This is a genomic window from Micromonospora sp. NPDC049374, assembly GCF_040677165.1.
Taxonomy (GTDB): domain Bacteria; phylum Actinomycetota; class Actinomycetes; order Mycobacteriales; family Micromonosporaceae; genus Micromonospora.
Genome location: NZ_JBFAQH010000009.1, coordinates 227,807 through 251,550 on the forward strand (window position 1 = coordinate 227,807; position 23,744 = coordinate 251,550).

Annotated in this window: 20 protein-coding genes and 1 tRNA gene; 11 read left to right on the forward strand and 10 right to left on the reverse strand. The window is 70.7% G+C overall.

What is annotated here, in order from left to right:
- Nucleotides 1-275 precede the first annotated feature (275 nt).
- Together AB0J93_RS17345 and AB0J93_RS17350 are read right to left on the reverse strand one after the other, a co-directional pair.
- A complete protein-coding gene (locus AB0J93_RS17345; RefSeq protein ID WP_363922897.1) occupies nucleotides 276-1,316 on the reverse strand; it encodes an alpha/beta hydrolase in 1,041 nt (346 codons plus the stop codon).
- Nucleotides 1,313-1,867, reverse strand: a complete 555-nt coding sequence (locus AB0J93_RS17350; RefSeq protein ID WP_363922899.1) for a DUF1772 domain-containing protein — start codon at nucleotides 1,865-1,867, stop codon at nucleotides 1,313-1,315. The genes AB0J93_RS17345 and AB0J93_RS17350 overlap by 4 nt, the downstream gene beginning before the upstream one ends.
- 165 nt (nucleotides 1,868-2,032) lie before the next feature.
- Here AB0J93_RS17350 and AB0J93_RS17355 point away from each other — a divergent pair, with 165 nt between their 5' ends.
- Genes AB0J93_RS17355 through AB0J93_RS17365 form a run of 3 tightly spaced genes read left to right on the forward strand, consistent with a single transcriptional unit; the run spans nucleotide 2,033 to nucleotide 4,902 of the window.
- Nucleotides 2,033-3,226 (forward strand): sensor histidine kinase, encoded by a 1,194-nt coding sequence (locus tag AB0J93_RS17355; protein ID WP_363922901.1) that lies wholly within the window; start codon nucleotides 2,033-2,035, stop codon nucleotides 3,224-3,226.
- The gene (locus AB0J93_RS17360) at nucleotides 3,223-3,891 is read left to right on the forward strand and encodes a response regulator transcription factor (protein ID WP_363922903.1); all 669 of its coding nucleotides are present in this window, start codon (nucleotides 3,223-3,225) and stop codon (nucleotides 3,889-3,891) included. The genes AB0J93_RS17355 and AB0J93_RS17360 overlap by 4 nt, the downstream gene beginning before the upstream one ends.
- A 48-nt stretch (nucleotides 3,892-3,939) precedes the next feature.
- The gene (locus AB0J93_RS17365) at nucleotides 3,940-4,902 is read left to right on the forward strand and encodes an ATP-dependent DNA ligase (protein ID WP_363922905.1); all 963 of its coding nucleotides are present in this window, start codon (nucleotides 3,940-3,942) and stop codon (nucleotides 4,900-4,902) included.
- A gap of 67 nt (nucleotides 4,903-4,969) precedes the next feature.
- Here AB0J93_RS17365 and AB0J93_RS17370 read toward each other — a convergent pair whose 3' ends face one another.
- The 3 genes from AB0J93_RS17370 to AB0J93_RS17380 form a co-directional block, all read right to left on the reverse strand.
- A complete protein-coding gene (locus tag AB0J93_RS17370; RefSeq protein WP_363922907.1) occupies nucleotides 4,970-5,563 on the reverse strand; it encodes a hypothetical protein in 594 nt (197 codons plus the stop codon).
- A 173-nt stretch (nucleotides 5,564-5,736) separates the two neighbouring features.
- Nucleotides 5,737-6,906 carry a hypothetical protein gene (locus tag AB0J93_RS17375; protein WP_363922909.1) on the reverse strand — a complete coding sequence of 390 codons (1,170 nt, stop codon included), beginning with the start codon at nucleotides 6,904-6,906 and terminating at the stop codon, nucleotides 5,737-5,739.
- On the reverse strand, nucleotides 6,893-7,426 hold the full coding sequence (locus AB0J93_RS17380; RefSeq protein ID WP_363922910.1) for a SigE family RNA polymerase sigma factor: 534 nt from the start codon (nucleotides 7,424-7,426) through the stop codon (nucleotides 6,893-6,895). The genes AB0J93_RS17375 and AB0J93_RS17380 overlap by 14 nt, the downstream gene beginning before the upstream one ends.
- Before the next feature lie 325 nt (nucleotides 7,427-7,751).
- On the opposite strand from AB0J93_RS17380, the gene AB0J93_RS17385 reads away from it, so the two are divergent.
- Nucleotides 7,752-8,336 carry a dihydrofolate reductase family protein gene (locus tag AB0J93_RS17385; RefSeq protein WP_363922912.1) on the forward strand — a complete coding sequence of 195 codons (585 nt, stop codon included), beginning with the start codon at nucleotides 7,752-7,754 and terminating at the stop codon, nucleotides 8,334-8,336.
- Between the two features lie 213 nt (nucleotides 8,337-8,549).
- Here the strand turns inward: AB0J93_RS17385 and AB0J93_RS17390 are convergent, their stop codons facing one another.
- The 5 genes from AB0J93_RS17390 to AB0J93_RS17410 all read right to left on the reverse strand — a co-directional run bounded on the left by AB0J93_RS17390 (nucleotide 8,550) and on the right by AB0J93_RS17410 (nucleotide 12,323).
- Nucleotides 8,550-9,557 (reverse strand): RNA polymerase subunit sigma-70, encoded by a 1,008-nt coding sequence (locus AB0J93_RS17390; RefSeq protein ID WP_363922914.1) that lies wholly within the window; start codon nucleotides 9,555-9,557, stop codon nucleotides 8,550-8,552.
- A gap of 295 nt (nucleotides 9,558-9,852) precedes the next feature.
- A tRNA-Arg gene (locus tag AB0J93_RS17395) sits at nucleotides 9,853-9,924 on the reverse strand.
- 59 nt (nucleotides 9,925-9,983) lie between these two features.
- Nucleotides 9,984-10,676, reverse strand: coding sequence for a winged helix-turn-helix domain-containing protein (locus AB0J93_RS17400; protein ID WP_363922916.1), 693 nt, complete (start codon nucleotides 10,674-10,676; stop codon nucleotides 9,984-9,986).
- Nucleotides 10,677-10,846: 170 nt separating this feature from the next.
- A complete protein-coding gene (locus tag AB0J93_RS17405) occupies nucleotides 10,847-11,500 on the reverse strand; it encodes a DUF305 domain-containing protein (protein WP_363922918.1) in 654 nt (217 codons plus the stop codon).
- Nucleotide 11,501: 1 nt separating this feature from the next.
- A complete protein-coding gene (locus tag AB0J93_RS17410) occupies nucleotides 11,502-12,323 on the reverse strand; it encodes a DUF3105 domain-containing protein (RefSeq protein WP_363922920.1) in 822 nt (273 codons plus the stop codon).
- 100 nt (nucleotides 12,324-12,423) lie between these two features.
- Between AB0J93_RS17410 and argS the strand changes: the two genes are divergently transcribed.
- The 7 genes from argS (at nucleotide 12,424) to thrB (ending at nucleotide 23,674) form a co-directional block, all read left to right on the forward strand.
- The gene (gene argS / locus AB0J93_RS17415) at nucleotides 12,424-14,088 is read left to right on the forward strand and encodes an arginine--tRNA ligase (RefSeq protein WP_363922922.1); all 1,665 of its coding nucleotides are present in this window, start codon (nucleotides 12,424-12,426) and stop codon (nucleotides 14,086-14,088) included.
- Nucleotides 14,089-14,146: 58 nt separating this feature from the next.
- Nucleotides 14,147-15,532 (forward strand): diaminopimelate decarboxylase, encoded by a 1,386-nt coding sequence (gene lysA, locus AB0J93_RS17420; RefSeq protein ID WP_363922924.1) that lies wholly within the window; start codon nucleotides 14,147-14,149, stop codon nucleotides 15,530-15,532.
- The gene (locus AB0J93_RS17425; RefSeq protein ID WP_363922926.1) at nucleotides 15,529-16,851 is read left to right on the forward strand and encodes a homoserine dehydrogenase; all 1,323 of its coding nucleotides are present in this window, start codon (nucleotides 15,529-15,531) and stop codon (nucleotides 16,849-16,851) included. Before lysA ends, AB0J93_RS17425 begins: the two co-directional genes overlap by 4 nt.
- Before the next feature lie 35 nt (nucleotides 16,852-16,886).
- A complete protein-coding gene (gene thrC, locus AB0J93_RS17430) occupies nucleotides 16,887-17,936 on the forward strand; it encodes a threonine synthase (protein ID WP_363922928.1) in 1,050 nt (349 codons plus the stop codon).
- 116 nt (nucleotides 17,937-18,052) lie between these two features.
- Complete coding sequence (locus tag AB0J93_RS17435; protein WP_363922931.1) at nucleotides 18,053-21,355, forward strand: efflux RND transporter permease subunit; 3,303 nt, start codon at nucleotides 18,053-18,055, stop codon at nucleotides 21,353-21,355.
- 89 nt (nucleotides 21,356-21,444) lie between these two features.
- Nucleotides 21,445-22,683 (forward strand): MFS transporter, encoded by a 1,239-nt coding sequence (locus AB0J93_RS17440; RefSeq protein WP_363922933.1) that lies wholly within the window; start codon nucleotides 21,445-21,447, stop codon nucleotides 22,681-22,683.
- A 46-nt stretch (nucleotides 22,684-22,729) separates the two neighbouring features.
- The gene (gene thrB / locus AB0J93_RS17445; RefSeq protein WP_363922935.1) at nucleotides 22,730-23,674 is read left to right on the forward strand and encodes a homoserine kinase; all 945 of its coding nucleotides are present in this window, start codon (nucleotides 22,730-22,732) and stop codon (nucleotides 23,672-23,674) included.
- Nucleotides 23,675-23,744 lie beyond the last annotated feature (70 nt).

Genomic DNA, 23,744 nt, shown 5'->3' on the forward strand with positions numbered 1-23,744 from the left:
TGACCGATCGGTCAGCAGCTGACCGATCGGTCAGATCAGTGGCGTTGCCCACAGCCACCGGCCCCCGACTGGCACTCCAGGACCGAGGCTCGGACGGCCGAGAATCGACCCCATGTCCTCTTCTCTGAGCACACGTGCGGCGGCGCTGCGTGCCCTGCACCGGTCGGGTGACCCGTTGGTCCTGCCCAACGCCTGGGACGCCGGCCCGGTGGAACGCGGCCACCGGCGGATCCGAGGACCTGCGGGGAGAACCGCTGCCGGTGAGCCGGGCGTGGTCATGGCGCGTGTTCCAGCAGGAAGGCCCGGACGACGCGGTGGGCGTCCGGCGCCCGCGGACTCAGCCAGAATCCAAGGTGGTCCTCGTCCGGCAGCCAGTGGTGCCGCGCTGCACTGATCCGCGCGGCGGCATGTTCGCCGTGCTCGAACGGCACGTCGCCGTCCCGGGTGCCGTGCAGGATGAGGGTCGGCGCGGCGATCCGGTCGAGCGGGAGGCGTAGCTCGCGCCGCTGCAGCGAGTCGTTGTCGGTGCCCGGCATCCGTTTCTCGTACGGGAAGGTGGCATCGACCATCGCCGTGAAGAGGCGCCGGACCTCCTCCGTCTGCATGATGTGGTCGACCCGTGCCGCCGCTTGTTCCGCCGTGAACGTACTGGTCTCGGCGAGCGTGCCGGACACGATCGTGTCCAGCGAGACCGACGCGGTCAGCTTCACCAGCTTCTGACCGATCGAGTTCATGAAGGTCGACCGCAGCGCGGATCGGGGCGCGACATCAGGATTGGGCAGGCTCACGCCGCCGATCGAGACCAGTCCCCACACCCGTTCGGGATGGCGGGCGGCGAAGGTGTAGGCGACCGGGCTGCCCGCGGAGACCGCGAAGAGGCCGACCCGCTCCACGCCCATCTCGTCGAGCAGGGCGGCCAGCAGATCGGCCTGCTCGTCGAGCGTCCGCCCGCTGCGCAACGGAGTACCGAGGTAGCCCGGGCGCGACGGGCTCAGCACGCGGAACTCGTCGGACAGCCAGTCGGCGAACAACCGGCCCTGGTCGGCGCCGCCCAGCCCGGCGTGCACCGACAGCACCACCGGACCGGAATCACCGTGCAGGTCGTACTCGATCGGGCCCCGGGCCGTGTCGACGGTCCGCAGGTCGATCGCGACACCGGGCAGCAGCTCCCGCTGTGGATCGAGGTCGACTCCGCCGTCCCACCCGGCCAGGCCGATTCCGGCCAGCACCGGAAGGCCGACCACGACGCCGAGGGTGGCGACTACGACCTTCCGGAGCCGTCGCCGCCAGCGTGGCGTCCGTGGCTGTTCCGTCATGACCGGTCCACCTTTCCGGTACGGTCGGCGACGAGTACGACCAGGACGAACGCGGCGATCGCGGCGACGGTCCGGACGACGTTGAACATCTCCCATCGGGCGAGCAGCGTCGCGTGGTCGGCCGGGATCGACCCGGCGGCCCAGACCTTGATCTGGGCATTGATCGGAACGTTGCCGAATCGCGTGACGAGAAACGACGTCAGGATCCCCGCGACGGCAGCGCCCGCCGGTATCCGGAGGCGTCTGCGGACCAGCAGGGCCAGCACGAGCGAGCTGACCAGGGCCACCCCCATCGTCGTCTGAACGACCGGGCCGTTCATCCGCATCAGCGCCGTGTGGAAGGTCAGCCGTACGTCGAGCGGTACGGCCTGAAAGGTCTGCACGACGTTGACCGCGCCGTAGCCCAGCGCGCCGGCCAGCAGGCCGGTGGAGAACACCGCCAGCGCCCGGACGCCGCGCAACGCCGCGCCGTTCGGTCGGTGTGTCGACTGCCGGCCCTGCTGGCCGTGACCGGCGTCCAGTTCTTGGGCATCCCCGCCTGTTTTCCGCATGGTGGTGAGCATGCGGGTTCGACGGCGGGGCGGTCGTCCCTCGACGGACGGCATTCCACACTGCTCCGGGGGGCTCATGCCGGCTCGACCTACATCCCATGTGGTAGCGGACGCTGCGCCGGTCGGTTGACGCGCCGAGTGACCGGACTGCCTATTGTCCGAAGCATGGCTGACGACGCTCGGCGTGGCCGCTCACGGACGCTGTCGGTTCGATCGATCGGCGGGATCCCGAGCACCTGGCGGCCGGCGGTCGAAGCCGCCGGCCTCGTGGTCCTGGTACTGGCGAGCGCCGCCACCGCCCCGCCCGGCCGGGTACCTCTCGACCTTGCCGGATCGCTCCTGCTGGTCACGGCGGCGGCGGTGGTGTCCGTACGACGACGGGCACCCATCCTCGTCCTGGCGGTCACCACCGGGTGTCTCCTGATCTATCAGGTCCGCGGCTACCCGGGCGTGGTCGCCGCGTTGCCCGTCCTGGTGGCGCTGTACGCCACCGTCCAGGCCGGACGGCGGCGATCCGCCGCCGTGGCGGTCAGCGTCATCCTGGTGGGCGGCTTCATCGGTGAACGTACCGTCGCGGCGGGAGGAGAGGCCGCGTCGGACGCCTTCCAGCGGTGGTTCCTGCTGATCGGCTGGTTGGTGGCCAGCTGCGTCGCCGCCGAGCTGTCCCGGCAGCGGCGCCGCCATCTTGATCTTGCCGAACAGCGCGCGATCGACGCGGAGCGTACCCGGGAGGAGGCCGCTCGGCGCCGCGCCGACGAGGAGCGGCTGCGCATCGCCCGCGAGCTGCACGACTCGCTCACCCACTGCATCTCGATCATCAACGTGCAGGCCGGTGTCGCTGTTCACCTGTCCCGCAAGCACGGCCAGCCGGTGCCCGAGGCCCTGGTCATCATTCAGAAGGCGAGCCAAGAGGCGATGCGCGAACTCCGCGCCACACTCAACGTGCTGCGCGCCGCGGGCGACTCGCCCGGAGCCAGCCTGGACCGGTTGGATGACCTGGTCCACGACCTTCAAGCCACCGGGCTGGCGATCACCGTGACGGTCACCGGGCGACTCCGGGAGCTGCCCACCCCGGTGGACCGCGCCGCCTTCCGGATCATCCAGGAGGCGCTGACCAACGTCACCAGACACGCCGGACCGGCCACCGCGGTCGTCGGGTTGCGGTACCACGAGCACGAACTGGTCATCCAGGTCGACGACGACGGTCACGGTCACGCCGGGGCCGAGGTCGTGCCCGGGGTCGGACTGACCGGCATGCGGGAGCGCGTCACCGCGCTCGGCGGATCATTGGACATCGGCTCCGGCGAAGGCCGTGGATTCAGCGTACGGGCCACCCTGCCACTGGCGGTGGCCGCATGATCCGGGTGCTGCTCGTCGACGACCAGTCCCTCATCCGGGCGGGGTTCCGCGCCCTGATCGAGGCCGAGGACGATCTGAAGGTGGTCGCCGAAGGCGCCGACGGCAACCAGGCGGTCGCGCTCGCGGCTCGGCATCTGCCCGACGTGGCTCTGATCGACATTCAGATGCCCGTCCTCGACGGCATCGAGGCCACCCGCCGGATCGCCGCGGACCCGACGCTCGCCACGGTGCACGTGGTCATCCTGACCAACTACGGCCTCGACGAGCACGTGTACGCCGCGCTGCGGGCCGGAGCCGCCGGCTTCCTCGTGAAGGACACCGAGCCGGCCGATCTGCTGCACGGTATCCGCGTCGCCGCCCGGGGGGACGCACTTCTGGCGCCGGCCATCACACGTCGCCTGATCACCGCCTACGTGTCACGCCCACCGGCGGCCAACGCCACCGCGGCGTTGGAGATCCTCACCAATCGGGAACGGGAGGCGGTCGCCCTGGCAGCCCGGGGGATGTCCAACGCCGAGATCGCCGCGCACATGGTCATCAGTGTCGCCACCGCGAAGACCCACATCAGCCGGGCCATGACCAAACTTCAGGCCCGTGACCGGGCGCAACTAGTCGTGATCGCCTATGAGAGCGGCCTGACCGCGACTGGACCGGACCCCGCCTGACGCGCCGTTTCGGTTGACCGCCGGGCGTCCGGCCGGGATGGTGATCGGATGAGCGGGGCTGACGAGACCCGGGACGGGGTTGCGCTTACCAATCTCGACCAGCCGTTGTTCGACGGGTCGGGGGCGAGCAAGCGCGACCTGGTCGACTATCTCGACGCGGTGGCCGACCGGATCGTCCCCCAGTTGCGCGGCCGTCCGCTGTCGGTGGTCCGGGTGCGTCCGGGACAGCCGCCGTTCATGCAGAAGAACCTGCCGCGTTACACCCCGGACTGGGTACGTCGGGTGTCGATCTGGGCCGAGGCGTCCCGCCGGGAGATCGCGTACGCGCTCTGCGACGACCGCCGTACCCTGCTCTGGTTCGCCAACCAGCGGGCGGTCGAGTACCACCCCGCCCTGGCCGTGGTCGACGACCTGAGCCGTCCCACCCACCTGGTGCTGGACCTCGATCCGCCGGAGACCGGTGGGTTCGGAGCCGCAGTGACGGCCGCTCTGCTGGTCCGGCAGGCTCTCGCCGACGTCGGGCTGGCGGGCGCGGTGAAGACCAGCGGTGCCAAGGGGGTGCACGTCTTCGTCCCGGTCGAGCCCGGCCCGGACGCCGAGGAACTGGCCGCTGCCACCCGGGCCCTCGCGGCTCGGGCGGAACGACTGGATCCGGCGCTGGCGACCACCGCGTTCATCCGCGAGGACCGGGGTGGCAAGGTCTTCGTCGATCCCACCCGCACCGGTGGCGCGACCGTCGTGTCGGTGTACAGCCCCCGGCTGCGTCCCGGCGTACCGGTCTCCTTTCCGGTGCCCTGGCCGGACCTGGAGTCCGTCACCCCGATGGACTTCACCATCCGGACGGCCCCGGCACTGGTGGCGCAGCGGGACCAGTGGGGCGACCTGATGCCGGCACCCCAGCGGCTCCCGGGCGACCTGGTCGAGGAGGGCCGCGCTATTCCGGTGCCCCGGGTGCAGGCGATGCACGAGGGCCGCCGCCGGGCCCGCGCCCGACGCGCCGCGACTGACTGAGTACCGCGACGACCGACAGTGCGGTGCCGGACCGTGGTGACGGTCCGGCACCGCACTGGGTTGGGCTTCAGATCATCCAGCGGTGGCGCTGCACGAAGGGCAGGCGGGCCCAGAGCCGGCCCAGACCCCAGGTGTGCCCGGCGTACGCGGCGGCCAGCGCGACCAGGACCACGGCGTAGATCAGGTGGTAGTCGACCACCGGGTTGGTGGAACCGGTCGGGTCGCCACCGGCGGTGAACCGGGCCAGCGGGAACTCGGCCAGCCACATAAGTGCCATCATCGCGGTGCCCGAGGCGGCCGCCACCCGCAGGCCGACGCCGGCGATCAGGGCGAGGCCGATGGCGGCCAGGCCGACCATGAAGAGGGCGTTCGCCCACCACGTTCCGGCGATCGAGTGGGCCACCGACTGCAACGGCCCGACCTCGACGTTGGCGAGGAAACCCTTGGTCGGCGAACCGCCGTTGAGCCAGGCTCGTTCGGCCGGGGTGGCGTAGCCAAGGCCGAAGGTCTTGTCGAGGAAGGCCCAGATGAAGACGAGGCCGGTGGAGATCCGCAGCACGGCAAGGGCCCGGGCGGCGGTGGTGGTCAGCATGGCGCCGGGCAGTTCGGCGTGCTCGAGCGGGCGCTCGATCGAACGGTGGGTGCCGTGGTGGATGGTCATCGTCGCCTCCGTGGTCAGCTTCTTACGTGACCACTCTCGCTCCGGTGCGGGTCGGCGCGCGCGGGCCGGAACACCCGAAGCTGGCAGGACCAAGGTCCCGACGTGGGCAGGCCCGTCGGGCTGACGGACTGGGCGCCGTGCTCCCGGTCGGGAACACGGCGCCCAGTGGAGCTCTAAGGCAGCAGCGCCTCCGCCGCCGGGATCCAGGTGTCGTGGTCCTGCACGTTGGCCAGCGTCACCGACTCCGCGATCCTGGTCGTCTCCGCCACCGAGAGGTGCTCGGAGTTGACCTGCACCTGCACCTTGCCGTCGGCACTCCAGACGTTGCAGAACGTCGATTCGTTCTGGTGGCACCGCGTTCGACCGGCCTCGGCCTGCTGGTTGGAGTTCCTGCTCGGGGTGACGAAGATGGTGAAGCTACCCGGGATGTTCTCCCCGTCGGCACCCCAAGGGGCGGCCAGCCCCGTCGTGGCGAGGGCCGGCTTCGTGTAGACCGCACCGCCGTAGTCGCCGTCGCGTGCCCCGGCGACGCCGTTCAGGCCGGAGGTGGCGCGGGTGCCGAGTTCCACCGGGGCGTAGCCGGCGGGCACGTGGCCCACCGTGAACGGCAGCGTGGCCGTCTCGGGCGTGCTCGGCTTCATGGCGGTGACGAGCGTCGACAGTTCCTGGAAGGTGGGGGTGACCTCCTGGGTGTACGCGGTGACGACCGCCCACGCGTCGTCGGCGTACTCCCAGGCAAGCTGCCGGGCCGGCGGGTTGGTGAAGGTCCACTGGACCGCGTCACGCCCGGCCACGGTGCTGCTGGTGCCACCCTCGGTGCCGGACGGGTCGAACGCGCCCGGCCGGTAGAGCGTCAGGTGGGCGGCAACATGCTTGTCGGACGGCACCTCACCGGTCTTCCGCTTCTCCGGGTGCTGCTCTGCCTCATCACCGTTGACCGCCCGGTCGTTGGTGACCATGCCATCGACGTACACCGGTGCGATCTGGTAGGCCGTGGACGCCACGATCGGATCCTGTACGCGAAGCTTGCCGGCGTCGAACGCCTTGAAGGTGAAGGTGAACGGCGGGGCGTCCGGCCACTCGGCTGCCCCGCTCCCGGCGGCCGGAGCGGCGATGCTCTCGCCGGTCCCGGCGGCCACGTCCCCCGCCTGGCCCCCGGTGACCAGCGGCAGCGCGGACACGCCGGCCACCACGACAGCGACCAGCCCGGCCGCGCCGGCCGAGGCGAACCCGGCCCGACGTCGACGCTCGGCCTTCCGGCCGGCCCTGATGATCTCTTCGGTGCTGTGCGACAGTGGCGGCTCGTCCGCCGTCACCACGTCCACGACCTCACGCAACTGCACTTTCCCACTCCTCCATCCGATCCCCGGTGAGTCTGATCCGATCTGTCGCCAGCAGCTTCCGTAGCTTGGCGAGCCCGCGCGAGGTCTGGCTCTTCGCGGTACCGATGTTGCAGCCCAGGACAGCGGCGGTGTCCTCCAGGGACAGTCCCAGGTAGTGACGCAGGATCACGGCAGCCCGCTGGCGGGCCGGCACCGCGTCCAGCGCCGCCTTTATCCGCAACCGCTCGTCGGTGACGCCGCTCAGGTCCCGCATCGCCACGTCCGGCATGGCATCACTTGACGACCGTTCCCGGCGCCAGGGCCTCCGCTGCTCGTCGATGGCGGCCCGGTAGACCATGGTCTTGACGTACAGGTCCGGCCGATCCAGCTTCCGCCACCGCGGATAGAGCTTCACCAGCGCGTTGGCGACGGCATCCTCCGCCATGTGCCAGTCTCCGCAGGTCACGTAGGCCAGCTTGCGCAGTGATCCCATCTGGGCGTTGACGAATTCTCGGAACGCTTGCTCGTCTGCGGCTTTCAATCGGCTGCCTCCCTCTGACGGAGGTAGAACGGTGCCCGCGACCCGAGAAGTTGCACGGCAATCCAAGCCAATCAACGCCCCCTGCCGCGCGCCCATCGACCCTCCGGCTCGGCCCAGCGAAGTGCCGGCGCGGTACGGCGGGTCGGCAACGGTCGACGTGGGGTCTGGGTTAGCCCGAGGGTGCGCCGACCTGGACTGTCTTCGCGATGCGGTTGGCTGGCCACGTCTGCGCGGTGACCTTGTGTCTGCCAGCAGCGCGCACCGATGAGGTTTTCGCGCAGCGCCCGTCTGTACCTGTGAGATCGACTTACGAGAGGCGGGCATGATGCGGAAACTGACCTTTGGTATGAATGTGACCCTGGACGGCTACATCGCCGCGCCCGGCGACGACCTCGGCTGGAGTGGGGGTGAGGGACCGGACTCGTCGTCGAGCGACGAGCTGTTCCAGTGGTGGTCCGACCGGGTGGGGGCGACCGGCCTGGCGCTGTATGGGCGCAAGCTGTGGGAGGTGATGAGCTCCCACTGGCCGACCGCCGACCAGAAGTCCGGCGCTACCCCGGCGGAGATCGAGTTCGCCCGCCGCTGGCGGGACATGCCGAAGGTGGTGTTCTCCTCGACGACCAGCACGGTCGACTGGAACACCCGCCTGGTCAGCGGCGACGCGGTCGCCGAGATCACCCGGCTCAAGACCGAGGACGGCGGCCCGATGGACATCGTCGGCGCCACACTTGCCGCAGCGGCCATGCGGGCCGGGCTGATCGACGAGTACGTGCTGGTCACATACCCGGTCCTGGTGGGCGGCGGCACGCCGTTCTTCACGGCCCTCGACAGCTGGGTGGACCTGAACCTGGTGGAGACGCGGACGTTTCCCGGCGGCGTGGTGCTGACCCGATACCAGACGAGGCGATGAGCACGGGCCAGTTGCTCGGTTCGTGAGGCCGGGTCGAAATCCTTGCTGACGTTCTTCGGGCGGGCATCAAGATGTCCCGCCGGCAACGCCGGCTGGGCGGTGGTGTTCGCGTTGTCGCGTTGGTGTTCAGCTGGTCGGGGTGCTCATTCCGCGGTGACTTCGGTGACGTCGGGCCCGTGGCGCTGGACTCGCCGACGACGGGGACCTGTCTGATTACAGTGTCGGGGGCAGGTCCAGCCATGGTTTGTCGGTGGCGTCGAATCCGGTGAGCTCGGCGATCTTCCCGTCGACTATGTGCAGGACCGCGATGGCGAATAGCCGGTACTCCGGGCCGTCGGGGGTGCGGAGGTACAGCGCGGCGGCGGGCATGCGATTGACCGTCGTGGCGATACAGCGCCAGTCGTCGTGGCCGGGCTGGAAGAGCCCACCGGAGACCCAGCCCTCCACCGCGTCCTTGGCCGTGATGACCGAGGTGCCCGCCTCGGGCAGCATCACGAAGCGCAGGTCGTCGCGGAGCAGGGACATCAGCCCGTCGAGGTCGTTGCGCTCATGGGCGTCGATGTACGACTTCACCACGCCGCGCTCGTCGTTCGACAGCTTGTGGGCGGCGGGGCTCTGCCAGTCGAGGCGGCGGTCGGGCAGCTGCTCGCGCATCGTCACGCGCGCCCGTTGCAGCGCGCTGGTCACCGATGCGATGGTCAGATCGAGGGCGTCGGCGGCCTTCGACGCCGGCCAGCCGACGACGTCGCGCAGGATGAACACCGCCCGCTGCCGCGGCGGCAGGTGCTGGACGGCGACGATGAACGCCAGCTCGATCGTCTCCCGCGCCACCACCGATTCCTGCGGGTCCTCGGGGAGCATCCGGTCGGGGTACGGCTGGAGGTACAGCACCTCGGAGCCGGAGTCCGACAGCCCGGACGGTACGGGTGTGCGGTCATTGCGCTTCGCCAGGAAGTCAAGGCAGACATTCGTCGCGATCCGGTACAGCCAGGTCCGCAGCGCGGCGTGGCCCTTGAACGACTCCCGCTTGTTCCACGCTCGCAGGAACGTCTCCTGCGTCATGTCCTGGGCGTCCGCGTAGTTCGCGAGCATCCGGTAGCAGTGCACCTGAAGCTCACGCCGGTGGCGCTCCGTGATGAGCGCGAACCGCGCCGTATCGCCTGAGCGAACCGCCGCGATGAACGAGGCTTCGTCAGCGCCCAGCGGTCTAGCGTCGGTCATGGTCAATCCTTCCACCGGTGCGAGGGGGCTACCAGAACCGACGACGCGGGGGAAGAATTCTGATCGGTGACGCCGCTGACACCGGGCCGTTCGTCAGAGCGGATGGGTCGGGTCGATCCAGGGTAGGCGCTCCAGGTCAGACACAGCCGGCGCGTTCCGCACCTGTACATCGAGCCAACGCGAGGATGCCCTCAGCCGCTCGGCCGGGGCATCCTTAAACGTCTACTCGAACGCGAAACTGGCCTCTACGATCAATGATCGGCCGGTCGCACTGCGCGTTTGCAGTTCTGTGAGGTGCCCCCGGCAGGATTCGAACCTGCGCCCCCGCCTCCGGAGGGCGGTGCTCTATCCCCTGAGCTACGGGGGCTCAGCGACTGGAGAAGACTAGCAAACGCGCCACCCGATCGCCGAATCGGTATCGGCGCGTCAGGCGGCGAGCGCGCGTCCGCAGCTGGGCAGCGGGTGCGGCACGATGCGCCGGGGGAGCCGGCGCGGCCACTCGTTGCGGGCCCACGAGCCGTCCACGATCAGGTGCACGGTACGCCGCTCGGCGCCGCTGAGTCGGTGCACGAACTCCCGGGGTAGTGGCGGGTCGACCGACGGGGTGGTGACCATGAACCGGACCCGCCCCCGTGAGGAGACCGCCGAGATGACGTCGGCCGCCGGCATGGTGCCCCGCAGCCGGACCCGGCCCACCCAGTAGACCTCGGCGAGGTGTTCCTGGGCCGCCCGGGTGATCGCCGGGTACTCGCTGCGTACCCACCGCTCGACCGCTCCGACGCAGAGCCCGCAGGCCCGCTCGCGAGGCTCGCGCGGGCCCAACCCCCAGGCCCGCAGGTACGCCCCGACCACTCCCACGTCCAGCGTCAGGCCGAAGTGCTGCTTAATGAGGGCGTGCAGACTCTGGCGGGTCCACAGCTCCTCGTCCAGGCCGAACGCGTCGGGGTGGACGCCCCGAAGGGTGTCGATCAGTTCCAGCTCCTGTTCGCGGCTGAGTGTTCCCGGCTCACCCTGCCGCTGTCCGCGACGGACGGCTGCCACCGCTCCGTCACCGCCGATGGTGTGGCGTCGGCACCAGCTGGTGACCGAACGCCGCGCGTCTCTGAGTGCAACCCCCACGTCCGGACAACGAGTGCACTTCGCTCCAAGTAACCCCTAGAGGGAAAATCGGTCGTATGACCTCAAGGTGGGGCGGAGGCGACGATCCGATGGCACCGGGCTGCCTACGCGTCGCCGCCCCGCTCGAACAGTCGAGCGGGGCGGCGAGGGTTGGTTCGGGTACGAACGGATCAACCGCCAGCAGGCGCCATCCGGCGCAGCTCGTTGATCTCCTTCTGTTGCGTCTGCTTCATGGCCTCGGCCATCCGGACCACCTCGGCGCGGTCGGAGACCTGCAACAGGCCGTCGGCCATGTGGACCCCACCGAGGTGATGGTTGATCATCAGCTTGATGAAGAGCTGATCGACCTCGGCTCCCTGCGCCTCGTGCAGTTGGGTGATCTCCTCGCGGGTCGCCATGCCCGGCATCAGCCCGTCCTGGCCCAGCGGAACGGCGTCGGGCATCCACTCCATCGCGGGCCGGGAGCCGGTGGGCAGCAACTCCCACTCCTGCAACCAGCGCTGCATGTGACCGATCTGAGCCTGCTGGGTCAGGGCCATGTCGTAGCCCATCTGCCGGATCGCCGGGTTCTGCGCCTTCGCGTACGCGATCATCGCCATCTCCACCGCCTGGGCGTGGTGACGGGACATGTCCCGGGCGAAGCCGGCCTCGGCCGAGTCCTCACCCGGGGCCCGGTCCGACACCAGGGTCGCGGCCGTCCACCCGACGCCGAGCAGCAGCACCGCCGCCATGACCAGGGTCAGGTAGCGCAGCGTCCGGGACGGCCGGCTGAGTTCGGTGCCGTTGCGTTCCGTCGGAGGCGCCTCCTGGATCGCGCTGGGCATGTCAGCCACCCGTCGGCGGAGCCAACTCGCGCGGCTCGGTGCCGGTGCCGGTGGTGTAGTTGCCGGAGGAGCAGGGCACGCCCGGCTCGATCGAGGCGTTCTGCGCCAGCGTGGTGGCGAACTCCTTGATCCGCGGGTCGTCGGCGCTGTCGACCTTGAGCTGATAGCCCCACGCCTGAAGCGACACGGCAGAGTCCAGCCCCTCGTACGGGCTCATCAGCATGAAGTCGTTGCCCCGGATCACGCTGGCCAGCTTCTCGACGTCGGCCGCGGGCAGGTCCGGGCGGTAGGTGAGCCAGACTGAGCCGTGCTCCATGCTGTGCACCGCGTGCTCGGCCGCGATCGGCGCGTCGTAGACGTCACCGAGGCAGCGCTGCCAGGCGTTGTTGTGCGCGCCTCCGACCGGCGGACTGTACTTGTATTCGATCTTGCCGGACTGGTGCGACTCGTAGGTGAGGCTCTCCGGGTCGGTCTCGCGGTAGTTGACGATGCCCGCGATGTCGGCGGCCTTGTCTTCCCAGGACTGGCTGCCCTTGAAGGTCGCCCAGGCCCCGAACCCGATGATCGACGTGGCGAGCACGCCGACGGCGACGAAGAGCGCGATCGGCCCCCACGACCGGCCCTGGCTCACCTTCACCGGGGTGATCGGCTTACGCGGCCCCTTGCCGCCGCCCCCCGCGCGCTGGGCCGATCCGGACTTGTTGGGGCCAGCCTTGGCTCCGGTCGCCTTGGCGCCGGCGGCCGGCCGTCCCGCCGCCGGCTTCTTGCCGGTGCTGACCACGGTCGGGCGGCGTTCCGGGCCGCCCGGGGTGCTGATACTCATCGTGCCTCGTCAGGTCGGTCGGTCAGGGGCTCTGGCGGGCCGGGTTCGGATGCTGGGTCGCCGCCGCGGGGACCGAGTCTACCCCCGATAACATGGTTCGGTGACTCCTGCAGAACTCGCCGAAGCCGTCCTCGCCGCCGCTCACGCCGTCTTCGCCGACCGAGAGCTGGACCGCTCCGCGCTGCCGGAGCACACCACGGTCGAGCGGCCGCGCAATCCCGAGCACGGCGACTACGCTGCCACGCTGGCGCTTCAGCTGAGCAAGAAGGTCGGGCTGCCGCCCCGGGAACTGGCTGCCGCGCTGGCCGCCGAGTTGGCCAGCACGTCGGGGATCAAATCGGTCGAGATCGCCGGCCCGGGCTTCCTCAACATCCGGCTCGACGCCGCCGCCGCGGGACAGCTCGCCCGCTCGATCGTCGAGGCGGGCGAGGAGTACGGCCGGAGCGACCGGCTCGCCGGCTTGAAGATCAACCTGGAGTTCGTCTCGGCCAACCCGACCGGTCCGGTGCACATCGGTGGCGTCCGCTGGGCGGCGGTCGGTGACGCGTTGAGCCGGCTGCTGCGGGCGACCGGTGCCGACGTCGGCACCGAGTACTACTTCAACGACGCCGGCTCGCAGATCGACCGCTTCGCCCGCTCGCTGCTCGCCGCCGCCCGGAACGAGCCGGCGCCGGAGGACGGCTACGGCGGGGCGTACATCGCGGAGATCGCCGAGCAGGTCACCGCCCGGCGGCCCGACGTGCTGACCCTGGACGACGCCGCAGCCCAGGAGGTTTTCCGGGTCGAGGGCGTCGCGTTGATGTTCACGGAGATCAAGTCCTCGCTGCGGGACTTCGGGGTCGAGTTCGACACCTACTTCAACGAGAAGGACCTGCACGATCGCGGCGAGCTGGAGCACGCCCTGAACCGGCTGCGTGAGCAGGGCCACCTCGTCGACTCCGAGGGTGCCACCTGGCTGCGCACCACCGACTTCGGCGACGACAAGGACCGGGTGCTGCGCAAGTCGAACGGTGAGTGGACGTACTTCGCCGCCGACTGCGCCTACTACCTCGACAAGCGCGAGCGTGGCTTCGACCGCGTCGTGATCATGCTCGGGGCGGACCATCACGGCTACGTCGGCCGGATGAAGGCGATGGCGGCCTGCTTCGGGGACGACCCCGAGCAGACGCTGGAGATCCTCATCGGTCAGCTGGTGAACCTGGTCCGCGACGGCGCGCCGGTACGGATGAGCAAGCGGGCCGGCACCGTGGTGACCCTGGAGGATCTGGTCGACGCGATCGGGGTGGACGCCTCCCGTTACGCGCTGGCCCGGTACTCCAGCGACTCGCCGATCGACATCGACATCGAGCTGTGGACCCGGGCCACCCGGGACAACCCCGTCTATTACGTGCAGTACGTGGCGGCCCGCACGGCCAGCGTCGGCCGCAACGCCGCCGAGGTCGGCCTGACCCGGGGCGACGCGGAGTCGTTCCGGCCCGAGCTGCTCGACCACGACAAGGAGAACGAACTGCTCAAGGCGCTGGCCGAGTTCCCCGCCGTGGTGGCCGCCGCCGCCGAGCTGCGTGAGCCGCACCGGGTGGCCCGTTTCCTGGAGGACCTGGCCGGGGCGTACCACCGGTTCTACGACAACTGCCGGATCCTGCCTCGGGGCGACGAGGCCGTGACCGACCTGCACCGGGCGCGACTCTGGCTCAACGACGCGACCCGGGTGGTCATCGCCAACGGGCTGCGCCTGCTCGGCGTCTCGGCGCCGGAGCGGATGTGATGATGCGAGCGCGAGGAGTGAGCTTGCGAGCCCTGCGGTCGCGAAGCGGAGGAGTGTGATGCGGGCTCACGAGGCGGGCGCGCTGCACGGCGACATCGGCAACCGGGGGCCGGCCTGGCTGCGTACTCCGGACGACGTCAACGCCCTGGTGCCGCAGCTGTGGCCGCGCAACGTGGCGCGCGGGGCCGACGGCGCGCTCACCGTCGCGGGCCTGGGCGTACGCGACATCGCCGCCGAGTTCGGCACCCCGGTGTACGTGCTCGACGAGGACGACCTCCGCTCGCGCTGCCGGGACTTCCAGGCGGCCTTCCCGGACGAGGACATCTACTACGCCGGAAAGGCCTTCCTCTGTCGGGCGGTGGTCCGGATGATCGCCGAGGAGGGCATGTTCCTCGACGTGTGCAGCGGCGGGGAGCTGGCCGTGGCGCTGGCTGGTGGGATGCCGCCGGAACGGATCGGCTTCCACGGCAACAACAAGTCGGTGGCCGAGCTGACCCGGGCCCTCGACGTCGGGGTCGGCCGGATCATCGTCGACTCGTTCCACGAGATCGAGCGGCTCACCGCGCTGGCCCGCGAACGCGGCGTACGACCCCGGGTGCTGATCCGGGTCACCGTCGGTGTGGAGGCGCACACCCACGAGTTCATCGCCACCGCCCACGAGGACCAGAAGTTCGGCTTCTCCCTCGCGGGTGGGGCGGCCCTGACGGCGGCGCTGCGCGTGCTCGACGAGGGGGTGCTGGAGCTGCGCGGCCTGCACTCGCACATCGGCTCGCAGATCTTCGACACCAGCGGCTTCGAGGTCTCCGCCCGTCGGGTGCTGGCCCTTCAGGCCCAGATCCGCGACGCCCGCGGCGTCGAACTGCCCGAGCTGGACCTCGGTGGTGGTTTCGGTATCGCCTACACCTCGCAGGACGACCCGGCGGCCCCGCACGACCTGGCGAAGCGGCTACGCAAGATCGTGGATTCGGAGTGCGCGGCGGAGCGGCTGGCCACACCGCACCTGTCCATCGAGCCGGGTCGGGCGATCGTCGGCCCGGCCGTGTTCACCCTCTACGAGGTTGGTACGGTCAAGGACGTCGATGGCATCCGGACGTACGTCAGTGTCGACGGCGGGATGAGCGACAACATCCGGACCGCCCTGTACGACGCGTCGTACTCGGCGACCCTGGCCTCCCGGGCGAGCGTCGTCGGGCCGATGCTCGCCCGCGTGGTGGGAAAGCATTGTGAGTCCGGGGACATCGTGGTGAAGGATGAATTCCTGCCCGCCGACGTGCAGCCCGGAGATCTTGTCGCGGTGCCCGGCACGGGCGCGTACTGCCGCAGCATGGCCAGCAACTACAACCACGTACCCCGCCCCGGCGTGGTGGCGGTTCGCAACGGCCGGGCCCGGCTGATCGTTCGACCGGAGACCGAAGAGGACCTGCTCGCTTTGGATGTGGGATGACGTCACCTGTACGCCTCGCCCTACTCGGCTGCGGCACCGTCGGTGCCGAGGTGATCCGGCTGCTGCACGAGCAGTCGGCGGACCTCGCCGCCCGCGTCGGTGCTCCGTTGGAGATCGCCGGCATCGCCGTACGCCGGATCGGCCGGGACCGTGGCGACCTGCCGGTCGACCCGGCCCTGTTCACCACCGACGCGCTCGGGCTGATCAAGCGGGACGACGTCGACGTGGTGGTCGAGGTGGTCGGCGGCATCGAGCCGGCGCGCGGTTGGCTGGTGGAGGCGTTGCGGGCCGGCAAGAGCGTGGTCACCGCCAACAAGGCGCTGCTCGCCGAGGACGGCGGCGCCCTGCACGACGCGGCGGCGGAGGGGGGTGGCGACCTCTACTACGAGGCGTCCGTGGCCGGGGCCATCCCGCTGCTGCGCCCGCTGCGTGAGTCGCTGCACGGCGACCGGATCACCCGGGTCACCGGCATCGTCAACGGCACCACCAACTTCATCCTCTCCGCGATGCACGCCACCGGTGCCGGGTTCGCCGAGGCGCTGGAAGAGGCGACCGAACTGGGGTATGCCGAGGCCGACCCGACGGCCGACGTGGAGGGCTTCGACGCCGCCGCCAAGGCGGCCATCCTCGCCTCCCTCGCCTTCCACAGCCGGGTCGCCGCCGCCGACGTGCACCGCGAGGGCATCACCGAGGTCACCGCCGCGGATGTGGCCAGCGCCAAGGCGATGGGCTGCACGATCAAGCTGCTCTGTATCGCCGCACGCGGTGCCGACGGGCAGGGCCGGGAGGCGGTCACTGTCCGGGTGCACCCGGCGATGATCCCGGTGACCCATCCCCTGGCCAGCGTGGGCGACGCGTTCAACGCGGTCTTCGTGGAGGCCGAGGCGGCCGGGCAGCTGATGTTCTACGGGCGGGGTGCCGGTGGGGCACCGACCGCCAGCGCGGTGCTCGGGGACGTGGTGGCGGTGGCCCGCAACCGGCTCGCCGGGGTCCGAGCGGCCAGCGAGTCCGCCTACGCCGATCTGCCGGTACGGCCGATGGGGGAGGCGCTCACCCGCTACCACATCAGCCTCGACGTGGCCGACCGGCCCGGGGTGCTGGAGTCGGTGGCCGGGGTGTTCGCCCGGCACGACGTCTCGATCGCCACCGTCCGTCAGGGGCCGGCCGCCGGTGCCGCCGGCGCCGCCGGTGACGCCGTGCTGGTCATCGTGACCCACGTCGCCCCGGACGCCGCGCTCGCGGCGACCGTTCAGGAACTGCGGGGACTGGACATCGTCCGGTCGGTGGCGAGCGTGCTGCGGGTCGAGGGCGGGCTGTGAGCGGCCGGATCAATCGCAGAGGCGAGGAGAGCGAGATGTGGCGTGGCCTGATCGACGCCTACCGGGACCGGTTGCCGGTCACCGACGCCACGCCGGTGGTCACCCTGCACGAGGGGAACACGCCGCTGTTGCCGGCACCGGTGCTCTCCGCCCGGCTCGGCTGCGACGTGTACCTCAAGGTGGAGGGCGCCAACCCGACCGGCTCCTTCAAGGACCGCGGCATGACCATGGCTGTCTCCAAGGCGGTCGAGGCCGGCAACAAGGCCATCATCTGCGCCTCCACCGGCAACACCAGCGCCTCCGCCGCCGCGTACGCGGCCCGGGCCGGGATGACCTGCGCCGTCCTGGTGCCGCAGGGCAAGATCGCGCTGGGCAAGCTGGCTCAGGCGCTAGTGCACGGCGCCAAGCTGCTCCAGGTCAACGGCAACTTCGACGACTGTCTGGCACTGGCCGCCAAACTCGCCCAGGACTATCCGGTGGCCCTGGTCAACTCGGTAAACATCGACCGGCTGCACGGTCAGAAGACGGCCGCCTTCGAGATCGTCGAGGCGCTCGGCGACGCACCCGACATCCACTGCCTGCCGGTGGGTAACGCCGGCAACATCTCCGCGTACTGGATGGGTTACACGGAGGACAATGACGCCGGCAACGCCAGTCGGCGACCGAAGATGTACGGCTTCCAGGCGGCCGGTGCGGCGCCGATCGTGACCGGGCAGGTGGTGGCCGAGCCGTCCACCATCGCCACGGCCATCCGGATCGGCAACCCCGCGAGTTGGACGAAGGCTTTGGACGCGCGGGACGCCTCCGACGGTCTCATCGCGGCGGTCACCGACCGGGAGATCCTGGCGGCCTACCGACTGCTGGCCCGGGAGGTCGGTGTCTTCGTGGAACTGGGCAGCGCGGCAAGCGTCGCCGGCCTGCTCCAGCAGGCCGCCGCCGGCCGGGTGCCGGCCGGGGCCACGGTGGTCTGTACGGTCACCGGGCACGGTCTGAAGGACCCCGAGTGGGCCATCTCCACCGCTCCGGCACCCGTCACCATCGCCAACGACCCGCTCGTCGCCGCCCGCTCCCTCGATCTCGCCTGAGGCCGGTCGGCCTCGCTGCGGCTCGGCACCCCGGCTGCCCCGGAGGCCGGCAGACCGACGGGGTCGGGCACACTGCTCGTACCCCTCGACCGTCTCCCTCAGGAGTGAGCCACGCGATGTCGCTGCTCGCCAGATTCAGCCTCGCCAACCGAGGGCTGGTAGCCCTCATCGCGGTGGTGATCACGGCGTTCGGTGCGTACGCCGTGCCGTCACTGAAGCAGCAACTCCTACCGTCACTGGAGTTTCCCGCCGCCTTCATCGTGGCCCAGTACCCCGGTGCCGCACCGGAGGTGGTCGAGTCCGAGGTCGCCGAGCCGATCGAGAACAGTCTGCGCGGCATCTCCGGTCTCGACTCGGTCATTTCGACCTCCCGTGAGGGCCTGACCACCATCCAGGTGCAGTACGAGTTCGGCACCGAACTCGACGACATGGTCAGCAGAATGCAGACCGCGATCAACCGGACCGGCCTGCCGGAGGGTGTCGACCCGCAGGTGATCGCGGGCAGCACCGACGACCTGCCGGCGGTGGTGCTGGCCGCGTCCGGCGACGACGACGAGCGGACCCTCGCCGGCAAGCTGCGGGACACCGTGGTGCCGGAACTGGCGGCCATCGACGGCGTACGTGGCGTCGAGCTGACCGGTGTCCGGGACGAACTGGTGGTGATCACACCGGATCCGGCGAAGTTGGCGAAGGCGAAGGTGCAGCCGACCGCGATCGGCACCGCATTGCGGGCCAACGGCGTGGCGGTGCCGGCCGGTGCCGTGCTGGACGGCGAGCGCACCCTGCCGGTCCAGGTGGGCGCCCCGCTGACCACCCTGGACGAGTTGCGCGATGTGATCGTCGCTCCGCCGGTCAAGAAGGCGGGCCCGGTCCGCCTCGGCGACGTCGCCACGGTCGAGGAGCAACTCGCCCCGGCCACCGCCATCACCCGTACCAACGGCCGGGAGAGCCTCGGCATCGCGGTCACCGCCGACCCGGACGGCAACGCGGTGGAGATCTCACACGCGGTCGCCGACCGGCTCGACGACCTGCGGTCCGCTACCGGTGCCGAGCTGACCGTCGTGCTCGACCAGGCACCGTTCGTGGAGAAGTCGATCAAGACGCTGAGCACCGAGGGTCTGCTGGGTCTGATCATGGCGGTGGTGGTCATCCTGGTGTTCCTGCTGTCGGTGCGCTCCACTGTGGTCACCGCGGTCTCCATCCCGCTTTCGGTGGTCGTCGCGCTGATCGCCCTCTGGATCGGCGACTACTCGCTCAACCTGCTCACCCTCGGCGCGTTGACGGTCGCGGTCGGCCGGGTGGTGGACGACTCGATCGTCGTGCTCGAGAACATCAAGCGGCACCTGACGTACGGCGGGCCGAAGCGACAGGCGATTCTCACGGCCGTACGCGAGGTGGCCGGTGCCGTCACCGCGTCGACGTTGACCACGGTTGCCGTCTTCGCGCCCATCGCCCTGGTCGGTGGTTTCGTCGGTCAGCTCTTCGCGCCCTTCGCGATCACGGTCACCGTGGCGCTGCTCGCCTCGCTGCTGGTGTCGCTGACGGTGATCCCGGTGCTCGCGTACTGGTTCCTCAAGCCGGTGAGCGGCACGACCGACGGGGCGGCGGCCCGTCGGGCGGCGGAGGAGCGCGAGCTGCGCAGCCCGTTGCAGCGGGCGTACCTGCCGGTCATCCGGTTCGCCACCGGTCGGCGGGCCTACCGTTGGGCGACCCTGGCGGCGGGGCTGCTGGTGCTGCTCGGCACCTTCGGACTGGCCCGGCAGTTGGAGACGAACTTCCTCGACGACTCCGGCCAGGACACCCTCAACATCCGCCAGGAACTGCCGGTGGGCACCGGACTGGCCGGCACCGACGCGGCGGCCCGGCGGGTCGAGGCGGTGCTGGCCAGCACCCCCGGCGTCGAGTCGTACCAGGTCACCGCCGGTGGCGGCGACACACCCTGGGCCGGCAGCGCCGGCAACAACGTGGCCAACTACGCGTTGCGGCTCGGCGGGGAGACCGACGCCAAGGCGATGCGTGGCGTGCTGCGGGACCGGTTCACGGCGCTCGGGTCCGAGGCCGGAGAAATCACGTTCCCGGCGGGCCAGGGCGGGGCGTCCGCGAACGAGCTGGCGGTCATCGTCCGGGCCGCCGATCCCGAGGTGTTGGCCGCTGCCGCGAAGGAGGCCGAGACGGCCCTGACCGGCATCGGCGGGGTCGAGGACGTCTCGACCACCCTGGCCGAGCGGGTACCCCGGGTCGACGTGACCGTCGACCGCGTGGCGGCCAGCCGGGCCGGGCTCACCGAGGCCGCCGTCGGTCAGTTGGTGTCGCAGGCCTTCCGGGGTGCGCCGCTGGGCCAGGTGACGGTCGATGGTGCCGCCCGGGACGTGGTGCTGCGCCTGTCGGCGGCACCGCCGGTGACCGTGGCGGAACTGCGGGCGCTGCCGGTGGGCGCGGTCAAGCTGGACGACATCGCCGAGGTCACGGAAACCACCGGCCCGCAGCAGGTACGGCGAATCGACGGTGAGCGCAGCGTCTCGGTGACCGGCACGGTCACCGGCTCCGACCTGGGCGCGATCAGCACCGAGTTGCAGAGCCGCCTCGACGCGATCGACGTACCGGGGGCCACGTTCTCCCTGGGTGGGGTCAGCGCCGAGCAGCGGGAGACCTTCGCCGATCTGGGCCTGGCCGTGCTGGCCGCGATCGCGATCGTTTTCCTGATCATGATGGCGACGTTCCGTAGCGTGGTGCAGGCGCTGATCCTGCTGGTCTCCATTCCGTTCGCGGCCACCGGCGCGGTCGCCCTGCTGCTGGTCAGCGGCACCGCGCTGAGCGTGCCGGCGCTGATCGGCGTGCTCATGCTGGTCGGCATCGTGGTGACCAACGCCATCGTGCTGCTCGATCTGGTCAACCAGTACCGAGCCCAGGGCATGGGTGTGCGGGAGGCGGTGGTCGAGGGCGGACGTCACCGCCTGCGGCCGATCCTGATGACCGCGATCGCGACCATCTTCGCGCTGACGCCGATGGCCTTCGGGCTCACCGGGGAGGGTGGTTTCATCTCGCGGCCGCTGGCGATCGTGGTGATCGGCGGCCTGCTCACCTCCACCCTGCTCACGCTGATCCTGGTGCCGACGCTCTACGCGATGGTGGAGGACACCAAGGTGTCGGTCCGGGCGTGGCGGCGGCGACGCTACGGTGATGCGCCCGACGATGGGTCGGGCGGTGGCGCGGTCACCGAGGCCGATGACGCCACGTCGGACACCACCGGGCGGGCTCCGGTGGGCGCGGGGATCGGTGCCGGCACGACCGAAGCGGATCGGCGGAAGAGCCGGCCGGTGCCGGCGGCGCCCTCCGGCGCGTTGATCGAGAACACCGACCAGTTCGAGGTGCTCCGGCTGCCGAAGACCCGTAACTCACCGTTCCCACCGAACGAGTGACCGGGCGTCCCCGGAGGGTCCTCGGGCCCTCCGGGGCGCTGTCCGCGCTCCGACGCAACCGTTGACGATGGCCGGGTATGGTCCGCTCCGTGGCGTCCACCCTCTCGGTCCTCACCCGCAACCGGAACTTCCGCAACCTCTTCCTGGCCGAGCTGGTGGTCTTCGGTGCCGACTGGTTCGTCATGGTGCCGTTGCTGGTGCTGCTGCCGAAGTTGACCGGCAGTGGAGTGTGGGGCGCCCTGGTGCTCGCCGTGGACACCGGCATCGTGGCGCTGCTGCTGCCGTACACCGGCACCATCGCGGACCGGTTCGACCGACGCACGATCATGATCGTCTCGAACGTCGCCGCGCTGGTCGGTGTCCTGCTGCTGCTCGGGGTACGCGATGCCGGCACGGCCTGGTTGGCGCTGCTCGGCATCGGCGTGGTCGCGGTGGCCAAGGCGTTCTACTCGCCGGCGGCTCAGGCGGCGCTGCCGAACGTCCTCGATCCCGACGAACTGGCCGCCGGCAACGCGGTGGCCGGGTCGGCGTGGGGCACGATGACCGTGGTCGGCGCGTCGCTCGGTGGGGTACTCAGCGCGGCGGCCGGGCCGTACGTGTGCTTCTGGGTCGGTGCCGTCGGGCTGGTGGTCGCCGCGAGCCTGGCCACGCTCATCCGCCGTCCGTTGCAGGCACCCCGCGAGCGGGGCGCGAGCCCACCGCAGACCTGGGCGGCCATCCGCGAGGCGCTGGTCTACATCGGGCACCGCCCGCGGGTGCTGGCGCTGGTGACGGTCAAGTCGGCGGTGGGTCTCGGCAACGGCGTACTTACCGTCTTCCCGCTGCTCGCCGGGGTGTACGGGGTCGGCGCGCTCGGTGCCGGCCTGCTGTTCGCCGTCCGCGGTGCCGGCGCGCTGGTCGGCCCGATCATGATGCGTCGGGTACTTACCAACCGCGCCTGGCTGCTGCCCGGCCTGGCACTGTCCATGTCGGCGTACGGTCTGGCCTATCTCGGTACCTCGGTGGCGGCCTGGTTCCCGCTGGTGCTGGTCCTGGTCTTCGTGGCCCACTTCGCCGGTGGCAGCAACTGGGTGATGTCGAACTTCGCCTTGCAGGGCGAGGTGCCGGACCGGCTACGGGGCCGGGTCTTCGCCACCGACATGATGCTGGCGACCCTGGCGATCTCCGTCAGCCAACTGGTGGTGGCCGTGGTCGTGGACGTCGTCGACGAGCGTGTCGTACTCGCCGGCTGCGGCCTGGTCACCCTGATCTACGCGATCGGCTGGCGGATCGCGACCCGGCGTCTGTCGCTCGCCGCGTCGCCACCTGCCGTCGCGGAGAACCGGTAGCAGGTCCGGCCCGGTGGACGTCTGTGGCCCCACTAGCATGGGCGGCGTGTCGATCACATTCGTCGCCGAACCGGTCCGGGTCCGGGTCCCCGCCACCAGTGCGAACCTGGGGCCGGGTTTCGACGCGCTGGGGCTGGCCCTCGCGCTTCACGACGATGTCGCCGCCGAGGTGACGGCCGGGGGCGTGACGGTGACGGTGACCGGCGAGGGCGCCGGCGACCTGCCGGTCGACGACGGGCACCTGGTGGTACGCGCCATGCGGGTGGCCTTCGACGCCCTTGGCGGGCAACCACCCGGGCTGGCGGTGGAGTGCGTCAACCGCATCCCGCAGGCGCGCGGGCTCGGCTCCTCGTCGGCGGCGATCGTCGCCGGGGTGCTGCTGGCCCGGGCGCTGGTGACGGAGGGCGAGAGTCGCCTCGACGACGACGCGGTGCTGCGGCTGGCCGCCGAGATCGAGGGCCACCCGGACAATGTCGCGCCCTGCCTGCTCGGTGGCTTCACCCTGGCCTGGACGGAGCCGGCGGGCGCGCGGGCGGTGTCGCTGCCGGTGGCCGACGGCGTACGCCCCACGGTGCTGGTGCCGGCCGAGCGTGGGTTGACCACCTCGGCCCGCGCGGCGTTGCCGGCCACCGTGCCGCACGGCGACGCCGCGTTCAACGCCGGCCGCGCGGGACTGCTGGTGCACGCGTTGACCGCGCAGCCGGCACTACTGCTGCCGGCGACCGCCGACCGGTTGCACCAGGATTGGCGGGCGCCATCAATGCCGGGCACGATTGCGCTGGTCAACGGGTTGCGTGCGGCCGGTGTGGCAGCCGTGGTCAGTGGGGCCGGCCCCTCCGTGCTCGCCCTGTCTGAGCTGCCGGTAGGATTCGACGCGGGAACAGACTGGCGGCTGCTGCGGTTGCCGGTAGATGTATGCGGGGCGCAGGTCGAGCGGGGTAGACTCGGACACGCGGAGCGGGACCCTGTTGCCGCAGGTCGCAAGAGTTGATTACGCTCTAGACTTAGCACAGCCGCGAAGCATGCGATCTCCCTGCGGGTCGGCGCACCCCCGAAGCTTT

Excerpts from the sequence above, each read along its gene's own strand:
- AB0J93_RS17370 (WP_363922907.1), bottom strand. The coding sequence starts at position 5,563 with ATGACCATCCACCACGGCACCCACCGTTCGATCGAGCGCCCGCTCGAG.
- AB0J93_RS17360 (WP_363922903.1), top strand. The coding sequence starts at position 3,223 with ATGATCCGGGTGCTGCTCGTCGACGACCAGTCCCTCATCCGGGCGGGG.
- AB0J93_RS17425 (WP_363922926.1), top strand. The coding sequence starts at position 15,529 with ATGACGTCACCTGTACGCCTCGCCCTACTCGGCTGCGGCACCGTCGGT.
- AB0J93_RS17405 (WP_363922918.1), bottom strand. The coding sequence starts at position 11,500 with ATGCCCAGCGCGATCCAGGAGGCGCCTCCGACGGAACGCAACGGCACC.
- AB0J93_RS17350 (WP_363922899.1), bottom strand. The coding sequence starts at position 1,867 with ATGCGGAAAACAGGCGGGGATGCCCAAGAACTGGACGCCGGTCACGGC.
- AB0J93_RS17390 (WP_363922914.1), bottom strand. The coding sequence starts at position 9,557 with ATGACCGACGCTAGACCGCTGGGCGCTGACGAAGCCTCGTTCATCGCG.
- AB0J93_RS17385 (WP_363922912.1), top strand. The coding sequence starts at position 7,752 with ATGCGGAAACTGACCTTTGGTATGAATGTGACCCTGGACGGCTACATC.
- AB0J93_RS17435 (WP_363922931.1), top strand. The coding sequence starts at position 18,053 with ATGTCGCTGCTCGCCAGATTCAGCCTCGCCAACCGAGGGCTGGTAGCC.
- AB0J93_RS17410 (WP_363922920.1), bottom strand. The coding sequence starts at position 12,323 with ATGAGTATCAGCACCCCGGGCGGCCCGGAACGCCGCCCGACCGTGGTC.
- thrC (WP_363922928.1), top strand. The coding sequence starts at position 16,887 with ATGTGGCGTGGCCTGATCGACGCCTACCGGGACCGGTTGCCGGTCACC.
- AB0J93_RS17345 (WP_363922897.1), bottom strand. The coding sequence starts at position 1,316 with ATGACGGAACAGCCACGGACGCCACGCTGGCGGCGACGGCTCCGGAAG.
- AB0J93_RS17355 (WP_363922901.1), top strand. The coding sequence starts at position 2,033 with ATGGCTGACGACGCTCGGCGTGGCCGCTCACGGACGCTGTCGGTTCGA.
- AB0J93_RS17365 (WP_363922905.1), top strand. The coding sequence starts at position 3,940 with ATGAGCGGGGCTGACGAGACCCGGGACGGGGTTGCGCTTACCAATCTC.
- lysA (WP_363922924.1), top strand. The coding sequence starts at position 14,147 with ATGCGGGCTCACGAGGCGGGCGCGCTGCACGGCGACATCGGCAACCGG.